The sequence below is a fragment of the Mycobacterium sp. genome, assembly GCF_050700595.1.
Lineage (GTDB): Bacteria > Actinomycetota > Actinomycetes > Mycobacteriales > Mycobacteriaceae > Mycobacterium.
Genome location: NZ_JBOHHI010000034.1, coordinates 1 through 16,324, shown reverse-complemented (window position 1 = coordinate 16,324; position 16,324 = coordinate 1). Strand labels below are relative to the sequence as shown.

Sequence of the window (16,324 nt, the reverse complement as noted above, 5' to 3'; positions counted from 1 at the left end):
CGGCGAGACGACGGCGACGTTCCCGTTCCAGCGCCCGCACCACGACAGCCGCACGGCTGCGGGCATGTTGTCCCCGGACTTCGTCATCGATAAAAGCGACGATCTCGTCGGGTAAGCGGACCGCAATTTGTGTGCTCACTTCGTAGATGGTACCAGTTTGGTATGCTCTTCAGGGGCTGAATCCGCTAACGGCCAACGCGCTGACGATGCCCAAACGCCGCGGTATCCGCACCCAAGACCGCGCTCAGCGCATCGCCACCGAACGCCGACACAGCCACACCGACTCCATGAGCTACTTCGGACCCGCCCCACCCCACCCCGACGACGACCCACCATCGTTCTAGGTGGTGGAGGATATCCACATGAGCCGCCAGCAGCTACCGCCGCTGGCTGCCGAAGACCACACCTGCGATGTCTGCGCGCTGGTCTACCAACAGATCAGCATCGACGACGCCGTCAGCGCCATCGCCGACCTACCGCCAGCGGTGCGCGAGGCCGTCGACGCCATCCCACCCGAGGCGCAGCGGCAGCGCCCCAGCCCACAGGTCTGGTCGGTCGCCGAGTATGTCTGCCACCTGCGCGACGTCTACACGACCTCCACCATCCGGCTGCACCGCACCCGCACCGAGGACCGGCCGGCGCTGGAGCCGATGTTCAACGATCTGCGGGCACAACGGTTCCACTACAACGACGCCGACCTCGCCGCCACCCTTGGCGAGCTTGCAGCGGCCACGGCGGGGTTCTGCGAGGCAATCACCCGCACGGGAGAACAGGACTGGGATCGCGTCGCCACCCGCTTGCCGAGCGAGCAGCGCACAGCCCGTTGGCTCGTCCGCCAGGCGATGCACGAAGGCATTCACCACCTCGGTGATATCCGCAGGATCGGCGGCATAACGGGCTAGCCCGCAAATTTGGCGCTGAGCAGGTCGTCACCTAGACTCTAGGGGTTGCCGTCGGCAGACCTCGGCCAGCGTAATGCACTTAGCTCAGCTGGCCCCGCGTGCCCTTCGGCGATGAAGAGCATGCACGTCAGGCCAAGGCGGCACCGTCTGCCGTGCACAGGTTAACCGGGCCTGGAAGATGTAGGAGAGATCGAGTGATTCAGCAAGAATCGCGGCTGAAGGTGGCCGACAACACCGGCGCCAAGGAGATCCTGTGCATCCGGGTGCTCGGCGGCTCGTCGCGGCGGTACGCCGGTATCGGCGACGTGATCGTGGCGACGGTCAAAGACGCCATCCCCGGCGGCAACGTCAAGCGTGGTGAAATCGTGAAGGCCGTGGTGGTGCGCACCGTCAAGGAACGCCGCCGCCCCGACGGCAGCTACATCAAGTTCGACGAGAACGCGGCGGTGATCATCAAGCCCGACAACGACCCGCGCGGAACCCGCATCTTCGGCCCGGTCGGCCGCGAACTGCGGGAGAAGCGCTTCATGAAGATCATCTCGCTGGCCCCGGAGGTGCTGTAGATGAAGGTGCACAAGGGCGACACCGTGCTGGTCATCTCCGGCAAAGACAAGGGCGCCAAGGGCAAGGTGCTGCAGGCTTACCCCACCCGCAACAAGGTGCTGGTCGAAGGCGTCAACCGAGTGAAGAAGCACACCGCGATCTCGACCAATCAGCGGGGCGCCCGGTCGGGCGGCATTGTCACCCAGGAAGCGCCGATCCACGTTTCCAACGTGATGATCGTCGATTCCGACGGCAACCCCACCCGAATCGGCTACCGCGTCGACGAGGACACCGGCAAAAGGGTCCGCATCTCCAGGCGCAACGGCGAGGACGTCTGATGACGACGACAGAGAAAGTGCAGCCGCGGCTCAAGGTGCGCTACCGCCAAGAGATCCGCGACGCGCTACAGCAGCAGTTCAACTACGGCAACGTGATGCAGACCCCGACGGTGGTGAAGGTCGTCGTCAACATGGGCATCGGCGAAGCCGCGCGTGACGCCAAGCTGATCAACGGCGCGGTCAACGACCTGGGGCTGATCACCGGGCAGCGGCCGGAGATCCGCCGGGCGCGCAAGTCGATCGCCCAATTCAAACTGCGTGAGGGCATGCCGATCGGGGTGCGCGCCACTCTGCGCGGCAACCGGATGTGGGAGTTCCTCGACAGGCTTACTTCCATTGCGCTGCCGCGTATCCGGGACTTCCGCGGGCTGTCACTCAAGCAGTTCGATGGGGCCGGCAACTACACGTTCGGGCTGGCCGAGCAGTCGGTTTTCCACGAGATCGACGTGGACTCCATCGACCGGACCCGCGGTATGAACATCACCGTCGTCACCTCGGCGACGACCGACGACGAAGGGCGAGCACTGTTGCGGGCCCTCGGCTTTCCGTTCAAGGAGAACTGAACAGATGGCAAAAAAGGCACTGGTCAACAAATCTCAGCGCAAACCGAGGTTCGCGGTGCGCGCCTACACCCGCTGCAGTAAATGTGGCCGGCCGCGTGCGGTCTACCGCAAGTTCGGCCTGTGCCGTATCTGCTTCCGCGAGATGGCGCATGCCGGCGAGCTGCCCGGTGTGCAGAAGAGTAGTTGGTGACAGGACACAGGACTAGACCATGACCATGACGGACCCGATCGCGGACTTTTTGACACGTCTGCGCAACGCCAATTCGGCGTACCACGACGAGGTGAGCCTGCCGCATTCGAAGATCAAGGCCAACATCGCCGAGATCCTCAAGCGCGAAGGCTACATCACCGGCTACCGCATCGAAGACGCACGGGTCGGCAAGGCGCTTGTCGTGCAGCTCAAATACGGCCCGACCCGAGAACGCAGCATTGCCGGTCTGCGCCGGGTGTCCAAGCCGGGCCTGCGGGTGTATGCGAAATCGACCAACCTGCCGCGGGTGCTCGGCGGCCTGGGCGTGGCGATCATCTCGACGTCGTCGGGTCTGCTCACCGACCGTCAAGCAGCCAGACAGCGCGTGGGCGGCGAAGTTCTCGCGTACGTGTGGTAGCGGGAGAGGAAGCGTAAACAGAGATGTCGCGCATTGGTAAGCGGCCGATTCCGGTGCCTACCGGGGTCGACGTGATGATCGACGGCCAGAACGTGGCGGTGAACGGGCCCAAGGGCACCCTGGAGCTCAAGGTGTCGGACCCGCTCCGTGTCGCGCGGGACGACGACGGCGCCATCGTGGTGACCCGCCCCGACGACGAGCGCCGCAACCGGTCGCTGCACGGACTGAACCGCACGCTGGTGTCCAACCTGGTCACTGGCGTCACACAGGGCTACACCACCAAGATGGAAATCTTCGGGGTTGGTTATCGCGTGCAGCTCAAGGGCAACACGCTGGAGTTCGCGCTGGGATACAGCCATCCCGTGGTGGTCGAGGCGCCGGAAGGCATCACCTTCGCGGTGGAAACGGCGACGAAGTTCTCGATCTCCGGGATCGACAAGCAGAAGGTCGGCCAGATCTCGGCGAACATTCGCCGGTTGCGCCGTTCGGACCCGTACAAGGGCAAGGGCGTGCGCTACGAAGGTGAGCAGGTCCGCCGCAAGGTCGGAAAGACAGGTAAGTAGTCATGGCCTCAACACAAACAGACGTGCGAAAGCCGTTGGAACAGAACGCATCCGCTATCCGCAGGACGGCCCGCCTGCGCAGGCACGCACGGCTGCGCAAGAAGATCTCGGGTACCGCGGAGCGTCCGCGGCTGGTGGTGCACCGGTCGTCGCGGCACATCCACGTGCAGCTGGTAAACGATCTCGACGGCACCACACTGGCCGCGGCCTCGTCGATCGAGGCCGACGTGCGCGGCGTCGAGGGCGACAAGAAGGCCCACAGTGTGCGGGTCGGTCAGCTGATTGCCGAGCGGGCCAAGGCCGCCGGAATCGATACCGTGGTGTTCGACCGCGGAGGCTACACCTACGGCGGACGAATCGCGGCGCTTGCCGATGCAGCCCGCGAAAGCGGGCTGAAATTCTGATGACTGTCAACGGAGGGACTGCATAATGACGGAGCAGACGCCGCCCACCGCCGCCCCTGGAGACACCGGCAGCGCGACCCGCGGTGAAGGACGCCACGACGGGCGCGAGGGCCGGGGCCGGCGCGACGATCGTGGTGGCCGCGGCCGGGACCGGGACCGGGAGGGAAGCAACTACCTGGAGCGGGTCGTCGCGATCAACCGCGTCTCGAAGGTGGTCAAGGGTGGCCGTCGATTCAGCTTCACCGCGTTGGTGATCGTCGGTGACGGCAAGGGGATGGTCGGCGTCGGCTACGGTAAGGCCAAGGAAGTTCCGGCCGCGATCGCCAAGGGTGTCGAGGAGGCGCGCAAGGGCTTCTTCCGGGTGCCGTTGATCGGGGACACCATCGTCCATCCCGTGCAGGGAGAGGCCGCGGCCGGGGTGGTGCTGCTGCGCCCGGCCAGCCCCGGTACCGGGGTGATCGCCGGTGGAGCTGCGCGCGCGGTGCTGGAATGCGCCGGCGTCCACGACATTTTGGCCAAGTCGTTGGGCAGCGACAACGCGATCAACGTGGTGCACGCCACGGTGGCCGCGCTCAAGCTGCTGCAGCGACCCGAGGAGGTGGCCGCCCGGCGTGGACTGCCGATCGAGGACGTCGCGCCGGCCGGCATGCTCAAGGCGCGGCGGGAAAGCGAAGCGGCGGCCGCGGCCGCAGTGCGCGAGGGAACGGCGTAGACCATGGCATCGGAAAAAACCCAGGTGAAGATCACCCAGGTGCGCAGCACGATCGGCACCCGCTGGAAGCAGCGGGAGAGCCTGCGCACCCTGGGACTGAAAAAGATTCGCCAGTCGGTAATCCGTGAGGACAACGCCCAGACCCGCGGCTTGATCGCCGTCGTGCGTCATCTTGTGGAGGTCGAATCTGTGGAGGCTGAGAAATGACCCTCAAACTGCATGACCTGCGGCCCGCGCCCGGGTCGAAAACCAAACGCACCCGCGTCGGTCGCGGTGACGGCTCCAAGGGTAAGACCGCGGGCCGCGGCACCAAGGGCACCAAGGCCCGCAAGAACGTTCCGGCGACGTTCGAGGGCGGCCAGATGCCGATCCACATGCGGCTGCCCAAGCTCAGGGGCTTCCGCAATCGGTTCCGTACCGAGTACGAGATCGTCAACGTCGGGGACATCAATCGGCTGTTCCCGCAGGGCGGATCGATCGGTGTGGACGAGCTGGTCGCCAAGGGGGCGGTGCGCAAGAACTCACTGGTCAAGGTGCTCGGTGACGGCAAGCTGTCCGTCAAAGCCGACGTCACCGCGCACAAGTTCAGCGGCAGCGCGCGGGAGAAGATCACTGCCGCGGGCGGCACGGTCACCGAACTCTAGCGAAGTACCTCCTCTGGCGCCAGCGTGCGTGTCCCCGGGCGACACGCCGCTCGCAGCATCGGGTTTGCGCACGCTCGCGTCGGTTAGGTCTGCGGTCGAGTGCCCAGCACGTCGCCGAACAGGGCTTGGCGCACGGCGAGTTCGCGTGGATCGCTGTAGAGGTGAAAACCCAGCCGGTTCATCACATAGGCGAACCCGATTCCCGTTTCGGGGTCGGCGAACCCAAATGAGCCGCCGAAACCCGGTGTGCCGAAAGCCTTGTCGGACGACCCGAACACACCCGATGGCGTCGGCTTGGACAACCCCAGCGAGAAGACGACGTCGACGTTCAGGACCCGGTCACGCTGTCCGCGAGTTGGTGGGGTGGGCTGTGCCATGAGGTCGTCCAGCACGGGTTGGGTCAGGCCCAGCGCAGCGTCCCGGGCCGATGCCGCGCCGTAAAGGTGCGCGACCGCAACGGCCGTCCCGATCCCATTGGCCGAGGGGATTTCGATCGCGCGCACGTCGTCGCGGTTGTAGTCGCCGGCCCAAGGCACGACGCCGCGCGGAAGCGAGCCCGCCCGGGCTAGGAGTCCGACCGGGTTGAATGACGCGGCCACAAGTGCGGCCGGCATGACATTGAGGTGCAGCAGAGATTCTGCACGTTTCCAATTGTGCACGTGTGCTACCCGGTCGCGCGGAACCGAGTCCGGAAGCCCGATATGCAGGTCCAGTCCCAACGGCCCGGCGATTTCATCAGCGAAGAACCGGCCTAGCGTGCGGCCGGCCGGATCGGTGCGGCGAATGAGTTCGGATTTGTACCAGCCCAGTGTGATCGCGTGGTAGCCGTGCAGCGTGCCAGGCGGCCAGACCGGCTTCTGGGCGGCGAGGATCGGCGCCAGTCTCGCCGGGTCAGCGACATCTTGCACAGTCGGTGCCGGCGACAGCACACACAAGCCTGCCTGATGGCCCAGCAGTTGTCGCACCGTCACGTCGCCCTTGCCTGCTTGAGCAAATTCGGGCCAATGGTCGGCGACTTTGTCGTCGTAGCCGAATAGTCTCCGCGACACTGCCACTGCAACAGCAAGGGCGGCAACACCTTTGGTCGTCGAGAACATGTTGACCATGGTGTCGTGCTGCCATGGGGTCTTGGTGATGCCGTTGCGATAGCCGCCCCAGAGGTCGACGACTTTGACGCCGTCGCGATAAACCGCGACAGCAGCGCCGACTTCACGGCCGGCGGCGAAATTGGCGCGAAAGGCGTCGGCGACCTTTCCATAACCCTCATCGACGCTTCCGTCGATCATGTCCGGTGACACTGTGACCTTGAGAACCATCGGGTGTTTATATCGTGACCTGCTGCCAGTGATGGGCGAATCGCCAATTCTTCCTCGGACGAACGTGCGCAGACCCGGCTATGAGCCCGGGCATGTCGGTCGGGGACACGCACGCTCGAGCAAATTACGAGCGGAGCTGCGGGATCACCTCGGCGGCAAGACGTTCCATCTGCTCGCGATCCTGGGTGACGTCGTCGCCCACCGGGTTGAGCAGGATCAGCCCGGCACCCGCGTCGACAACCTCACGGAGCCCGCGGACCACGTCGCCGGGGGTGCCACACACCGGCACGGCATCGATGCCGCGCATCCGGCCGTAGATCCGGTGCAGCCCGGCCAGCACCTGGTCGCGTGCCCTGGCGGCATCGTCGTCAACCATCAGGTACACCCGCTTGCCGATGTCGAACCGGGCGGGATCCTTGCCCTGGGCGCCGAGTTCGCGGCGCACGGTCGTCACCGCTTCGGCGAAGGTGGCGGTGGTCGAGGAACCCGCGCCCAGGAAGGCGTCGCCGTGGCGCACCGCGCGGGCCAGGGCCTTGCGCGCCTGCCCGCCGAACCAGATCGGCGGATGCGGCCGTTGTACCGGTTTCGGCTGGATCGGCAGGTCGTCGAGCTGACGGAACCGGCCGTGGAACGTCACCTTCGGCTCGTCGGACCAGGCAGCCTTCATCAGCTGCAGGCCTTCGGTGAAACTGCTCACGAAGGTCGCCCCGTCCACCCCGAAGGCGGCGAACTTCCGGAAGCCGCCGCCGGGCGCGACACCAACGTCCAACCGGCCGTGGCTGAGCCGATCCACGGCGGTCACCGCCGAGGCCAACTGCAGCGGATCGTGCAACGAGGACACCAGCACCGCAACGCCCAACCGCAGCCGCTCGGTGCAGGCGGCGGCAAAGGCCAGCAGTTCCAGCGGCGCCAGCAGCGGCGCCGCACCGATTACCTGCTCGAGCACCCAGCCGCCCTCGAACCCGAGTTCCTCGGCGCGAGCGAGATACGAGCGCATACCGGCGGCATCGAAGCCCGCCGGATCGAGCTGGGGGATGGAGATGGCGAACTTCACTCCCTCACCGTAAGCGGCGGCGTCACCCCGGGCGATCGGTAGGCTCCATGTCATGTTCGGTTTTCTTCCCGACCCGCCCGGCACTGCCGACGTGCGGGCGCTGGTACGCCGGGTCGACACGGCCCGCCACCGCGGTATCCCCAAAGGTTGCGTGCTCGAACTCGACCTGCACGCCGCTCCGCCGGAGACCGGTGGCTTTGACCCATTGGCGATCATCGCCAGCGGTGGCCGGCCGCTGGTGCTGCGTGAGGCGGTGGCCGCCATCTATCGGGCCGCCGACGACCCGCGGGTGGCGGGGCTGATCGCCCGAGTGGAGTTGCCGGCCGCCGCGGCCGGTCCGGTTCAGGAGTTACGCGCGGCGTTCGCCGCGTTCGCTGCCGTCAAGCCATCTCTGGCGTGGGCCGAGACCTACCCGGGCACGCTGTCCTACTACCTGGCATCGGCGTTCGGCGAGGTGTGGATGCAGCCGTCGGGCACTGTGGGGCTGATCGGCTTCGCCACCAACAATCTGTTCCTGCGGGACGCACTCGACAAGGCCGGCATCGAAGCTCAGTTTGTCACGCGCGGCGAATACAAGTCTGCGGCAAACTATTTCACGCAAGCCAGCTACACCGACGCCCACCGCGAGGCCGACACCCGACTGCTGGAGAGCCTGCGAATTCAGGTGTGGCAGGCCGTCGCCGACGCACGCAAGATCGACTACGACGCCCTCGATGCGCTGGCCGACCGAGCGCCGCTGCTGCGCGATGACGCGGTGAGCGGCCGGCTGGTCGACCGCATCGGCTTCCGCGACGAGGCGTATGCACGGATCGCGGAACTCGTTGGTGCCGAAGGCATCTCGCCAGACACCGGAGATGCCGATGACGACTCCGGACCATCGCGGCTGTATCTATCACGTTATGCCCGCGCCACCGGGCCGCGACCGGCGCCGCCGTTGCCGCCGATCCCGGGACGACGGCCCAAGCCCGCTATCGCCGTGGTCACGGTGGCCGGTCAGATCGTCAGCGGACGGGGCGGCCCTCGGCTGCTGCCGTTCGGCACGTCCGGCGCCGGCGGAGACACCATCGCTGCGGCACTGCGCGACGCCGCCGCCACCGACACGGTGTCGGCGATCGTGCTGCGGGTCGACAGCCGGGGCGGAACGGCCTCCGCCTCGGAAACCATCTGGCGGGCGGTGAGCAAGGCCCGCTCACGCGGCAAGCCGGTGGTGGCGTCGCTGGGCGCGGTCGCCGCGTCGGGTGGCTACTACATCGCGATGGGCGCCGATGCGATCGTGGCCAACCCGGGCACGATCACCGGTTCGATCGGGGTGGTGGCCGGAAAATTGGTGGCGCGCGACCTTAAGGACCGGCTGGGTGTCGGCTCAGATGCGGTGCGCACCAACGCTAATGCCGATGCCTGGTCGATCAGCGCGCCGTTCACCCCGCAACAGCACGCGCAGGTCGAGGCCGAAGCGGATCTGGCCTACACCGATTTCGTAGAGCGGGTGGCTGACGGTCGTCACCTGAGTACCCAGACCGTCGACGAGGTCGCCCGCGGCCGGATCTGGACCGGTGCGGACGCCCTCGAACGCGGACTGGTCGACGAGCTCGGCGGGTTGCGCACAGCGATTCGGAGGGCCAAAGTCCTCGCCGGGCTGGACGAGGACGCCGAGGTCCGGATCGTCAGCTACCCCGGGTCTTCGTTGTGGGAGCTATTGCGGCCGCGCCCGTCGTCGTTGCCGACGGCTGCGTCGTTGCCGGACGCGGTGGGCGCGTTGATCGGCCAGTCGGTGGTCGGCCTGGTGGACCAGGCCGAGCGGACGTTGAGCGGCGTCAGCGTGCTGTGGCTGGGGGAGTCGCGGTTTTAAGCCCGACGACGATGCAGAGCGCGCAGCGCGATGAGGTGGGGGCACCCCCAGCCGCGAAGCGGCGAGGGGGCGAGTCGGGCAATTGACTAACCGCCGAGTGCCGCGGCGCCGAGTGTCGCGGCAACGTAGCTTATTTCGCCGAAGGCGGCCATCATCTCGTCCTCGGGAAACTCGAAGCCGTTGCGCGCCCACAGCTCCCTGGCGGGAAAAGCTGTCACCTGCCAGGCGTGGCTCTCCAGGTAGTCGACGACGATGCTGCGCTGACCCAGATAGAACAGGTCTTCCGCGTTGAAGTTGAAACCGAAGCGCTGCCACCGCTCGTTGATGCGCTGCACGCGTTCGTTGGAGAAGGCCTGCGGGTCCGGGACGTGTTCGGTGGCCAGCCTGCTGCCCGGTGCACTCAGTGCGGTGAGGCTGTCGAACAGTCGGTCCTGGGCCTCGGGGGGCAGATAGGGCAATAGCCCTTCAGCACTCCACGCGGTCGGCTGGGTGCCGTCAAAACCGCTGGCCCGCAACGCCGCAGGCCAGTCGTCTCGCAGGTCGATGCCGATGGCACGACGCTCGGTGGTCGGAGTGGCACCGAGGTCGGCCAGCGTGGTGCCTTTGAACGCGATGACTTGCGGTTGGTCGACCTCGTAGACCACCGTGCCCGCAGGCCACCGCAAACGGTAGGCCCGGGTATCCAGACCGGAAGCCAGAATGACGGCCTGGCGCAGACCGGCATCGGTGGCCGCGGCGAAGAAGTCGTCGAAAAACCTTGTCCGTACCGCGATCTGCTCCCTGCGGGTTTTGCGGTTCAGCAGCGGGTCATCCTCGAAATCGATCTCTCCGTCGAGAATGCGGACGAAGGGGTCCAGGCCCACTGCGCGGACCAGCGGATCGGCGAACGGATCGTCGAGCAACGCGTCGGGTTCCTGTGAGGCCAGCGCGCGCGAAGCCGCAACCATGGTCGCGGTCGCGCCCACGCTGGTGGCCAGGTCCCAGCTGTCGTTATCGGTGCGTGCCATCGGATAACTCCTATGCGTTGGCTGTCAAGGTGCCGCTGACGTATAGCCGGTCGGCGAACGGGAAGTCGTCTTCGATGGGCGGAAGCCCGTTGGCCGCGAACAGCTCCCGGATGCTGCTGCCCGACATCTGCCACCCGTGGTCGGTCAGGTAGCGAGCTGCCTCGTTGCGGTCGCCGAAGTAGATCAGCTCGGTCATGTCGAGATCGAGGCCATGGTTGCGCCAACGCTCCGATGTCGTGCGCATGTGCTCCTTGAGACGCTCCTGGTGGGCGGGATCGCGGTTGGGCGCGCTTTCGGTGGCGAGCCGACTGCCCGGTGCGCTGAGCGCGGTGACCGTGTCAAGCAGCCGGTCCTGCGCCTCCGGCGGTAGGTAGCCCAGCAGACCCTCGGCGCTCCACGCGGTCGGGCGGCTCGGGTCGAACCCCGCCGCTCGCAGAGCGGCCGGCCAGTCGTCACGCAAGTCGACCGCAACCGCGCGCCGGTCGACCGTGGGTTGGGCGCCCAACTCGGCAAGCGTGCGGGTTTTGAACTCGATGACCTGCGGCTGGTCGATCTCGAATACCACCGTCCCGGCCGGCCAGGGCAGCCGGTAGGCGCGGGCATCCAGACCGGAGGCCAAGATGACCGCCTGCCCGATCCCGGAGTCCGTCGCATCCAGGAAGAACTCGTCGAAGAACCTTGTCCGCACGGCCATGTTGTCGATCATGCGACCCATGCCGGACTGGGCGTCGTCCTGCAGGTCGGCGGGCTTCAGATCGCCGCTGACCAGCCGGGTGAACACCTCCACACCGACGGCGCGGACCAGCGGGTCGGCGAACGGATCGTTGATCAGCGGACGCTCGGCAGTGGTCGCCATCGCCCGGGCCGCCGCAACCATCGTGGCCGTCGCTCCCACGCTCGACGCCAGGTCCCAGGTGTCGTTATCGGTACGCGTCGTCATCGCCACCCCTCTCAAAATTGTTACTTAGCCAATATAACTTAAGCTACCGCCCGGTGGCCACTTGAGGCACGCTTTCGCTGTGGCTTACTCGACGGCAGACAAGCGGGTCCTGATTACCGGGGCGTCGTCGGGCGTGGGTGCGGCCCTGGCCCGGGCACTGGCGGCCGGCGGCGCGGTGGTGGGGTTGATCGCGCGACGGCGGGAACGGCTCGAAGCGGTGCTGGCCGACTGTCGGCGCAGCTCGCCGGAGTCGGCGATGTGGGTTGCCGACCTGGCCGACACCGCGGCCATCGAGCGGTTGGCGCTGCAGGCCTGGGATGCGCTCGGCGGCATCGACGTGCTGGTCAACAACGCCGCAATCCCGAAACGCCGGATGGTCACCGAGCTGAATCCGGCTGAGGTGGAGACGGTCATGCAGGTCAACTTCTTCGCCCCGATGCGCCTCACGCTGGCCGTGCTGCCGCGGATGCTGGCCCGCGACGACGGCGTGATCGTCAACGTGTCCAGCATGGGTGGCCGGCTTGGCATCATCCACGAAGCCGCATACTGCGCCAGCAAGTTCGCGCTGTGCGGGTGGAGCGAGTCGATGGCCGTCGATCTGCACGGCACGGGTGTTTCGGTGAAGCTGATCGAACCGGGACCTGTCGACACCGAGATCTGGGACCGGCCGGACAACGAGACGCCGCTGTATGACGGGCCGAAGGTGCCCGCCGAGGAGGTGGCCGACGGCATCATTGCGGCGCTGGGCAGCGGCCGTTTCGAGCACTACCTGCCGGACATGAAGGCCATCGTCGACGCCAAAAACGCCGACCTCGACGCCTACATCGCCGGCGCGGCCGCGATGGCGCGACGATGAAGGCGCTGGTTTACGGGGTACCGCCCGAGCCGTTCGAGGGGCCGGAGGACGCCCTCGCTCACAGTCCCGTGGCGCTGCAGGACATTCCGGAACCTGGCCTGCTGCACGATGATTGGGTGATCACCCGGCCCCGGCTGACCGGGATCTGCGGGTCGGACTCCAAGCAGATTCTGCTCGACTTCGGCGAGGACGACGTCGACAACGCGATGGCGGCGTTCTGCTCGTTCCCGCAGGTGATGGGCCACGAGGTGGTCGCCGATGTGGTGAGGGTGGGACCGAAGGCCCGCGGACTCGAGGTCGGGCAGCGGGTGGTGCTCAACCCGTGGTTGTCCTGCGGGCCACGCGGTATCGAGCCGTTGTGTCCCGCGTGTACTCGCGGTGACTACAGCCTGTGCTGGAGCTTTTGTGACGGCGACATCAAACCCGGGATTCACACCGGGGTGTCGGCCGACGTGACCGGCGGCTACGCCGAGTTGATGGCGGCCCATGACAGCATGCTGTTTTCGGTGCCCGAGTCGGTGCCCGACGAGTTGGCGGTGTTCGCCGACCCGTTTTCGGTATCGCTGCACGCGATCACCCGCCACCCGCCGCCGCGCTCGGGCCGGGTGCTGGTGTACGGGGCGGGCTCACTGGGGCTGTGTGCGGTTTCGATCCTGCGCGCGCTCTACCCCGACGTGGCGGTAGCCGTCGTCGCGCGGTTCGAGGCCCAGGCCGAGCTGGCCCGCCGGTTCGGCGCGGTCAAAGTTTTAGCGCACGAGCCACGCCTGGCTTTGGTCGAGGAGCTGGCTGCGTGGGGCGGCGGCCGATTGCGCCAGCCGTTGCAGGGTTTACCGATGGCCTACCCGGGTGCGATTGACGTCGTCTACGACACCGTCGGCAAGCCGGAAACCTTCGAAGTCGGGGTGCGGGTGCTCAAGGCGCGCGGCACATTGGTGAAGGCCGGCGTGCACGCGCCCGGCCGGTGGGAGTGGAGTCCGTTGTACTTCAAGGAGATCAACTGGGTGGGCTCCAACGCCTTTGGTGTCGAGGAGGTCGACGGGGTGCGCAAGCATGCGATCGCGCACTACCTCGACATGGTCGTCGACGGCCGGATCGACTTGCGGCCCATGCTCACTCACACCTTCGCACTGGAGCGGTGGCGGGAGGCCTTCCTGGCGATCGCCAACCAGGGTGAAAGCGGCGCGGTCAAGGTGGCGTTTGATCAGCGGTAGGCGGGGCGGGAGACGAGATGACGATTAGTCGAATTCGGTTGGTAGCGTGGGATCGCGGTGGTGTGCTAGTGCCCGCTCCAGTTGCCGGTGGTTGACCCGGCCCAGCGACAGCGGCGGCAGGTCGGCCATGTCGAACCATCCCACGGCGAGCGTTTCCAGCGCGGTGGCGGGCTGGACGGCCCCGTTGGCGCGGCAGAGGAAGAACAGCTTGTAGACGTGCACCGGCAGCGGGGGTGGATTGGCTTGAACATCACGGTCCCAGCAGGAGATCAGTTTGACCACCGAGGTGCGATAACCGGTCTCCTCCAGGGTCTCTCGGGCGACCGCGGCTGACGGAGTTTCGCCGGGGTCTGCCCAGCCGCCGGGCAGTGACCAGCGGCCGTCGGCTTTCTCGCGCATCAGCAGCACGTGCTCTTGCTCGTCGAAGATCACGCCGCGCACGTCGATCTTTGGGGTGGCGTAACCGGAGTCGCGTCCGAGTTCCATCGTGAGCTCGTCGGTGGATCGCCCGCTGAGCGTCGACAGCAGCTCGGCGGCCAGCTGCGCCAGTTGCCGGTAGCGGTCGATGTCGTACTCGTTGATGGCGAAGGTCAGCCCGTCTTGGGCAAGCGCAGCGAGTTTGATCCCAATCCGGCGCACCGCATCGGCTGCTGGGCTGGTCACTGACTTCCTACATCGGGTTGGCGCGCAGATACGTGTAGATCCCCGCAAAGCCGGCGTTGACGTCGTCGGGGATGGGCACCGGTCCGCCGAGTGCCCGTGCGCCCCAGACGATCTGAGCGGTACGTTCAACCAGGGCGGTGACGTGTAGCGCCTTGTCCGGCCGCGTCGCGACGGCCACCATGCCGTGGTTGGCGATCAGCGCGGCCGCCCGGCCCTCCAATGCCTTGATCGCGTTGGCGCCAACGTCGGGTGTGCCGGATGCGGCGTACTCCGTGCAGCGGATCTCCCCGCCGCAGTAGACGGCGAACTCGTCGATGCAGGCCGGAATCGACTGGTGCGCAATCGCGAACATGGTGGCCCACACCGGATGGCTGTGGATGACGCTGCCGATGTCATCGAAGGCCTGATAACAGGCCAGATGTAACTTCATTTCCGTCGACGGGGACCGGCCGTCGGCCGCTTGCAGCACCCCGCCCTGCGGATCGACCAGCACCAGGTCGTCGAGCGCCATCTCGGCGTAGTCGACCGACGACGGGGTGATGACGAGGTTGCCGTCCTCGCGTCGCGCCGAGATGTTGCCCGCCGTGCCCTCGACCAGGCCGCGGCGCAGCATGTCTTTGGCCGCCGCCAGCACCGCGGTCTCGGCGTTGTCTACAAATCTCATGAGGCCAGCACCTCCGGATTGACGATGTGAGTCGGTCTACGACCGGCCAGCAGCGCTTCCAGGTCGTCGGCAACCATCTGCGCCTGCCGCGCTTCAGTGTTCCACGTCGCGCCGCCGATGTGCGGCGTGAGCACCACATTAGGCATGCCCACCAGCGGATGGTCGGTCGGCAACCACTCGCCGACGAAATGGTCCAGGCCCGCGGCGGCGACCTTGCCGCTGCGCAGCGCGTCGACCAGCGCGTCGGTGTCATGCAACTGCGCCCGCGCGGTGTTGAGGAACACCACCCCGTCGCGCATCGCGGCGAACTGCTCGGCGCCGATCATCCCGGCAGTGCTGTCGATGACCGGCGCATGCAGCGACACGATGTCAGCCTCGGCGAGCAGTTCGTCGAGGCTGTGCCGGGCTTCGTCGTTGTACGGGTCGTAGGCGATCACCCGCACACGCAGCCCGGCCAGCCGCCACTGCACCGCCCGGCCGACGGCACCCAGACCGACCAGCCCGGCAGTTAAACCGGCGATCTCGGCGGCCCGGAACCGCTGATACGGAATTGTGCCGTCGCGGAACACTTCCCCGGCCCGCACGTCGGCGTCGGCGCTCAGCACGTGCCGGGTGGCCGCGAACAGCAGCGCGAGCGTCATCTCGGCGACCGCGTCGGCGTTGCGGGCGGGGGTGTAAAGCACCGGGATCCCGGCCGCGGTGGCGCCGTCGATGTCGACGTTGTTGGGATCACCGCGGGTGGAGGCAATCGCGCGTAATCCCAGCTCGAACACCGGGCCGCTGACCGAATCGCTTTCCACCACAACGACATCGGCGGCCTCCAACGAAATCCGCTCGGCCAGTTGCTCGGCGGTGTAGATCCGCAACGGCCGCTGGTCGATCCACGGGTCGTAGACCACGTCGGCCAGTCGGCGCAACTTGTCGAACCCGTCGCCCCGCATCGGGGCCGTCACCAAAGCACACGTCACGCCTGCCAATGCTGGCGTACGGTGACGCCCGTGTCACGCGAAGAGGTCACACTCGGCATCGACATCGGCACTACCGCCGTCAAAGCGGTCGCCGCCGACCAGGACGGCCGGGTGACGGCCCGGGCACGAATCCCGCACCGGCTGCGCGTCCCGGCCCCGGACCGGCTGGAGCACGACGCCGATGAGGCGTGGCGGCAGGGTCCGCTGACCGCCCTGGATCGGTTGGCCCGCCGCGACGCGCGCGCCGTGGCCGTCTCGGCGATGGTGCCGTCGCTGACCGCCGTCGACTCCGGCGGCCGGCCGATCACACCTGGACTGCTCTACGGCGACGGCCGCGGTCGCGTGCCGGTGGCCAGTAACGAATCGGTCGCGTCGTTACCCCCGGTGGGGGAGACGGCCGAGTTTTTGCGCTGGACCACCGGCCAGGCGCCGGACGCGGCCGGCTACTGGCCCGCCCCCGCAGTGGCCAACCAGGCCCTGGCCGGCGAGGCGGTGATCGACTTCGCCACCGCCTACACC

General features: G+C 67.1%; 24 protein-coding genes. 16 read left to right on the top strand and 8 right to left on the bottom strand.

Annotation, left to right across the window (positions count from 1 at the left end; translation table 11 throughout):
- A partial coding sequence (locus ACRDTL_RS03175) for a YlcI/YnfO family protein (RefSeq protein WP_431505270.1) occupies positions 1-139 on the bottom strand: 139 nt, incomplete at its 3' end.
- A 67-nt stretch (positions 140-206) separates the two neighbouring features.
- Here ACRDTL_RS03175 and ACRDTL_RS03170 point away from each other — a divergent pair.
- The 12 genes from ACRDTL_RS03170 (at position 207) to rplO (ending at position 5,277) form a co-directional block, all read left to right on the top strand.
- Positions 207-344 carry a hypothetical protein gene (locus ACRDTL_RS03170; protein ID WP_431505266.1) on the top strand — a complete coding sequence of 46 codons (138 nt, stop codon included), beginning with the start codon at positions 207-209 and terminating at the stop codon, positions 342-344.
- Between the two features lie 18 nt (positions 345-362).
- On the top strand, positions 363-902 hold the full coding sequence (locus ACRDTL_RS03165; RefSeq protein WP_431505265.1) for a DinB family protein: 540 nt from the start codon (positions 363-365) through the stop codon (positions 900-902).
- Between the two features lie 194 nt (positions 903-1,096).
- On the top strand, positions 1,097-1,465 hold the full coding sequence (gene rplN / locus ACRDTL_RS03160) for a 50S ribosomal protein L14 (RefSeq protein ID WP_431505264.1): 369 nt from the start codon (positions 1,097-1,099) through the stop codon (positions 1,463-1,465).
- On the top strand, positions 1,466-1,783 hold the full coding sequence (rplX, locus tag ACRDTL_RS03155; protein WP_431505263.1) for a 50S ribosomal protein L24: 318 nt from the start codon (positions 1,466-1,468) through the stop codon (positions 1,781-1,783).
- Positions 1,783-2,346: a 50S ribosomal protein L5 gene (gene rplE, locus ACRDTL_RS03150; RefSeq protein ID WP_431505262.1), complete on the top strand. Its 564-nt coding sequence runs from the start codon at positions 1,783-1,785 to the stop codon at positions 2,344-2,346. The genes rplX and rplE overlap by 1 nt, the downstream gene beginning before the upstream one ends.
- Before the next feature lie 4 nt (positions 2,347-2,350).
- Entirely contained in the window at positions 2,351-2,536 is a 186-nt protein-coding gene (locus tag ACRDTL_RS03145; protein ID WP_431505261.1) for a type Z 30S ribosomal protein S14, read from the top strand.
- 19 nt (positions 2,537-2,555) lie between these two features.
- Positions 2,556-2,954, top strand: a complete 399-nt coding sequence (gene rpsH, locus ACRDTL_RS03140; RefSeq protein ID WP_431505260.1) for a 30S ribosomal protein S8 — start codon at positions 2,556-2,558, stop codon at positions 2,952-2,954.
- Between the two features lie 23 nt (positions 2,955-2,977).
- Complete coding sequence (gene rplF / locus ACRDTL_RS03135) at positions 2,978-3,517, top strand: 50S ribosomal protein L6 (RefSeq protein WP_431505259.1); 540 nt, start codon at positions 2,978-2,980, stop codon at positions 3,515-3,517.
- A 35-nt stretch (positions 3,518-3,552) separates the two neighbouring features.
- A complete protein-coding gene (gene rplR / locus ACRDTL_RS03130) occupies positions 3,553-3,921 on the top strand; it encodes a 50S ribosomal protein L18 (protein WP_431505269.1) in 369 nt (122 codons plus the stop codon).
- Positions 3,922-3,946: 25 nt separating this feature from the next.
- Positions 3,947-4,633, top strand: a complete 687-nt coding sequence (gene rpsE, locus ACRDTL_RS03125; RefSeq protein ID WP_431505258.1) for a 30S ribosomal protein S5 — start codon at positions 3,947-3,949, stop codon at positions 4,631-4,633.
- 3 nt (positions 4,634-4,636) lie between these two features.
- Complete coding sequence (gene rpmD / locus ACRDTL_RS03120) at positions 4,637-4,840, top strand: 50S ribosomal protein L30 (RefSeq protein ID WP_431505257.1); 204 nt, start codon at positions 4,637-4,639, stop codon at positions 4,838-4,840.
- Positions 4,837-5,277, top strand: coding sequence for a 50S ribosomal protein L15 (gene rplO / locus ACRDTL_RS03115; RefSeq protein ID WP_431505256.1), 441 nt, complete (start codon positions 4,837-4,839; stop codon positions 5,275-5,277). Before rpmD ends, rplO begins: the two co-directional genes overlap by 4 nt.
- 83 nt (positions 5,278-5,360) lie before the next feature.
- On the opposite strand, the gene ACRDTL_RS03110 is transcribed toward rplO, so the two are convergent.
- Both ACRDTL_RS03110 and ACRDTL_RS03105 read right to left on the bottom strand, forming a co-directional pair.
- Positions 5,361-6,593 (bottom strand): serine hydrolase domain-containing protein, encoded by a 1,233-nt coding sequence (locus tag ACRDTL_RS03110; RefSeq protein ID WP_431505255.1) that lies wholly within the window; start codon positions 6,591-6,593, stop codon positions 5,361-5,363.
- A 124-nt stretch (positions 6,594-6,717) separates the two neighbouring features.
- On the bottom strand, positions 6,718-7,647 hold the full coding sequence (locus ACRDTL_RS03105) for an LLM class flavin-dependent oxidoreductase (RefSeq protein WP_431505268.1): 930 nt from the start codon (positions 7,645-7,647) through the stop codon (positions 6,718-6,720).
- A 52-nt stretch (positions 7,648-7,699) separates the two neighbouring features.
- On the opposite strand from ACRDTL_RS03105, the gene sppA reads away from it, so the two are divergent.
- Positions 7,700-9,496: a signal peptide peptidase SppA gene (sppA, locus tag ACRDTL_RS03100; RefSeq protein WP_431505254.1), complete on the top strand. Its 1,797-nt coding sequence runs from the start codon at positions 7,700-7,702 to the stop codon at positions 9,494-9,496.
- 86 nt (positions 9,497-9,582) lie between these two features.
- Here sppA and ACRDTL_RS03095 read toward each other — a convergent pair whose 3' ends face one another.
- Together ACRDTL_RS03095 and ACRDTL_RS03090 are read right to left on the bottom strand one after the other, a co-directional pair.
- Positions 9,583-10,503: a class I SAM-dependent methyltransferase gene (locus ACRDTL_RS03095; RefSeq protein ID WP_431505253.1), complete on the bottom strand. Its 921-nt coding sequence runs from the start codon at positions 10,501-10,503 to the stop codon at positions 9,583-9,585.
- 10 nt (positions 10,504-10,513) lie between these two features.
- Complete coding sequence (locus ACRDTL_RS03090) at positions 10,514-11,443, bottom strand: class I SAM-dependent methyltransferase (RefSeq protein WP_431505252.1); 930 nt, start codon at positions 11,441-11,443, stop codon at positions 10,514-10,516.
- Positions 11,444-11,522: 79 nt separating this feature from the next.
- On the opposite strand from ACRDTL_RS03090, the gene ACRDTL_RS03085 reads away from it, so the two are divergent.
- Both ACRDTL_RS03085 and ACRDTL_RS03080 read left to right on the top strand, forming a co-directional pair.
- Positions 11,523-12,299 carry an SDR family NAD(P)-dependent oxidoreductase gene (locus tag ACRDTL_RS03085; protein WP_431505251.1) on the top strand — a complete coding sequence of 259 codons (777 nt, stop codon included), beginning with the start codon at positions 11,523-11,525 and terminating at the stop codon, positions 12,297-12,299.
- The gene (locus tag ACRDTL_RS03080; RefSeq protein ID WP_431505250.1) at positions 12,296-13,510 is read left to right on the top strand and encodes a zinc-dependent alcohol dehydrogenase; all 1,215 of its coding nucleotides are present in this window, start codon (positions 12,296-12,298) and stop codon (positions 13,508-13,510) included. Before ACRDTL_RS03085 ends, ACRDTL_RS03080 begins: the two co-directional genes overlap by 4 nt.
- Positions 13,511-13,534: 24 nt before the next feature.
- Here the strand turns inward: ACRDTL_RS03080 and ACRDTL_RS03075 are convergent, their stop codons facing one another.
- Genes ACRDTL_RS03075 through ACRDTL_RS03065 form a run of 3 tightly spaced genes read right to left on the bottom strand, consistent with a single transcriptional unit; the run spans position 13,535 to position 15,778 of the window.
- On the bottom strand, positions 13,535-14,173 hold the full coding sequence (locus ACRDTL_RS03075) for an NUDIX hydrolase N-terminal domain-containing protein (protein ID WP_431505249.1): 639 nt from the start codon (positions 14,171-14,173) through the stop codon (positions 13,535-13,537).
- Between the two features lie 7 nt (positions 14,174-14,180).
- Positions 14,181-14,837 carry an L-fuculose-phosphate aldolase gene (locus ACRDTL_RS03070; protein ID WP_431505248.1) on the bottom strand — a complete coding sequence of 219 codons (657 nt, stop codon included), beginning with the start codon at positions 14,835-14,837 and terminating at the stop codon, positions 14,181-14,183.
- Positions 14,834-15,778: an NAD(P)-dependent oxidoreductase gene (locus tag ACRDTL_RS03065; RefSeq protein WP_431505267.1), complete on the bottom strand. Its 945-nt coding sequence runs from the start codon at positions 15,776-15,778 to the stop codon at positions 14,834-14,836. Before ACRDTL_RS03065 ends, ACRDTL_RS03070 begins: the two co-directional genes overlap by 4 nt.
- A gap of 57 nt (positions 15,779-15,835) precedes the next feature.
- Between ACRDTL_RS03065 and ACRDTL_RS03060 the strand changes: the two genes are divergently transcribed.
- On the top strand, positions 15,836-16,324 hold a 489-nt coding region (locus tag ACRDTL_RS03060; RefSeq protein ID WP_431505247.1), incomplete at its 3' end, for an FGGY family carbohydrate kinase.

Coding starts and splice junctions, on each gene's coding strand:
- rpsE (WP_431505258.1), top strand. CDS start 3,947: ATGACGGAGCAGACGCCGCCCACCGCCGCCCCTGGAGACACCGGCAGC.
- rplE (WP_431505262.1), top strand. CDS start 1,783: ATGACGACGACAGAGAAAGTGCAGCCGCGGCTCAAGGTGCGCTACCGC.
- ACRDTL_RS03095 (WP_431505253.1), bottom strand. CDS start 10,503: ATGGCACGCACCGATAACGACAGCTGGGACCTGGCCACCAGCGTGGGC.
- ACRDTL_RS03080 (WP_431505250.1), top strand. CDS start 12,296: ATGAAGGCGCTGGTTTACGGGGTACCGCCCGAGCCGTTCGAGGGGCCG.
- rplF (WP_431505259.1), top strand. CDS start 2,978: ATGTCGCGCATTGGTAAGCGGCCGATTCCGGTGCCTACCGGGGTCGAC.
- ACRDTL_RS03145 (WP_431505261.1), top strand. CDS start 2,351: ATGGCAAAAAAGGCACTGGTCAACAAATCTCAGCGCAAACCGAGGTTC.
- ACRDTL_RS03165 (WP_431505265.1), top strand. CDS start 363: ATGAGCCGCCAGCAGCTACCGCCGCTGGCTGCCGAAGACCACACCTGC.
- ACRDTL_RS03065 (WP_431505267.1), bottom strand. CDS start 15,778: ATGCGGGGCGACGGGTTCGACAAGTTGCGCCGACTGGCCGACGTGGTC.
- rplO (WP_431505256.1), top strand. CDS start 4,837: ATGACCCTCAAACTGCATGACCTGCGGCCCGCGCCCGGGTCGAAAACC.
- ACRDTL_RS03070 (WP_431505248.1), bottom strand. CDS start 14,837: ATGAGATTTGTAGACAACGCCGAGACCGCGGTGCTGGCGGCGGCCAAA.
- rpmD (WP_431505257.1), top strand. CDS start 4,637: ATGGCATCGGAAAAAACCCAGGTGAAGATCACCCAGGTGCGCAGCACG.
- ACRDTL_RS03090 (WP_431505252.1), bottom strand. CDS start 11,443: ATGACGACGCGTACCGATAACGACACCTGGGACCTGGCGTCGAGCGTG.
- ACRDTL_RS03170 (WP_431505266.1), top strand. CDS start 207: ATGCCCAAACGCCGCGGTATCCGCACCCAAGACCGCGCTCAGCGCATC.
- sppA (WP_431505254.1), top strand. CDS start 7,700: ATGTTCGGTTTTCTTCCCGACCCGCCCGGCACTGCCGACGTGCGGGCG.
- ACRDTL_RS03110 (WP_431505255.1), bottom strand. CDS start 6,593: ATGGTTCTCAAGGTCACAGTGTCACCGGACATGATCGACGGAAGCGTC.
- rplX (WP_431505263.1), top strand. CDS start 1,466: ATGAAGGTGCACAAGGGCGACACCGTGCTGGTCATCTCCGGCAAAGAC.
- rpsH (WP_431505260.1), top strand. CDS start 2,556: ATGACCATGACGGACCCGATCGCGGACTTTTTGACACGTCTGCGCAAC.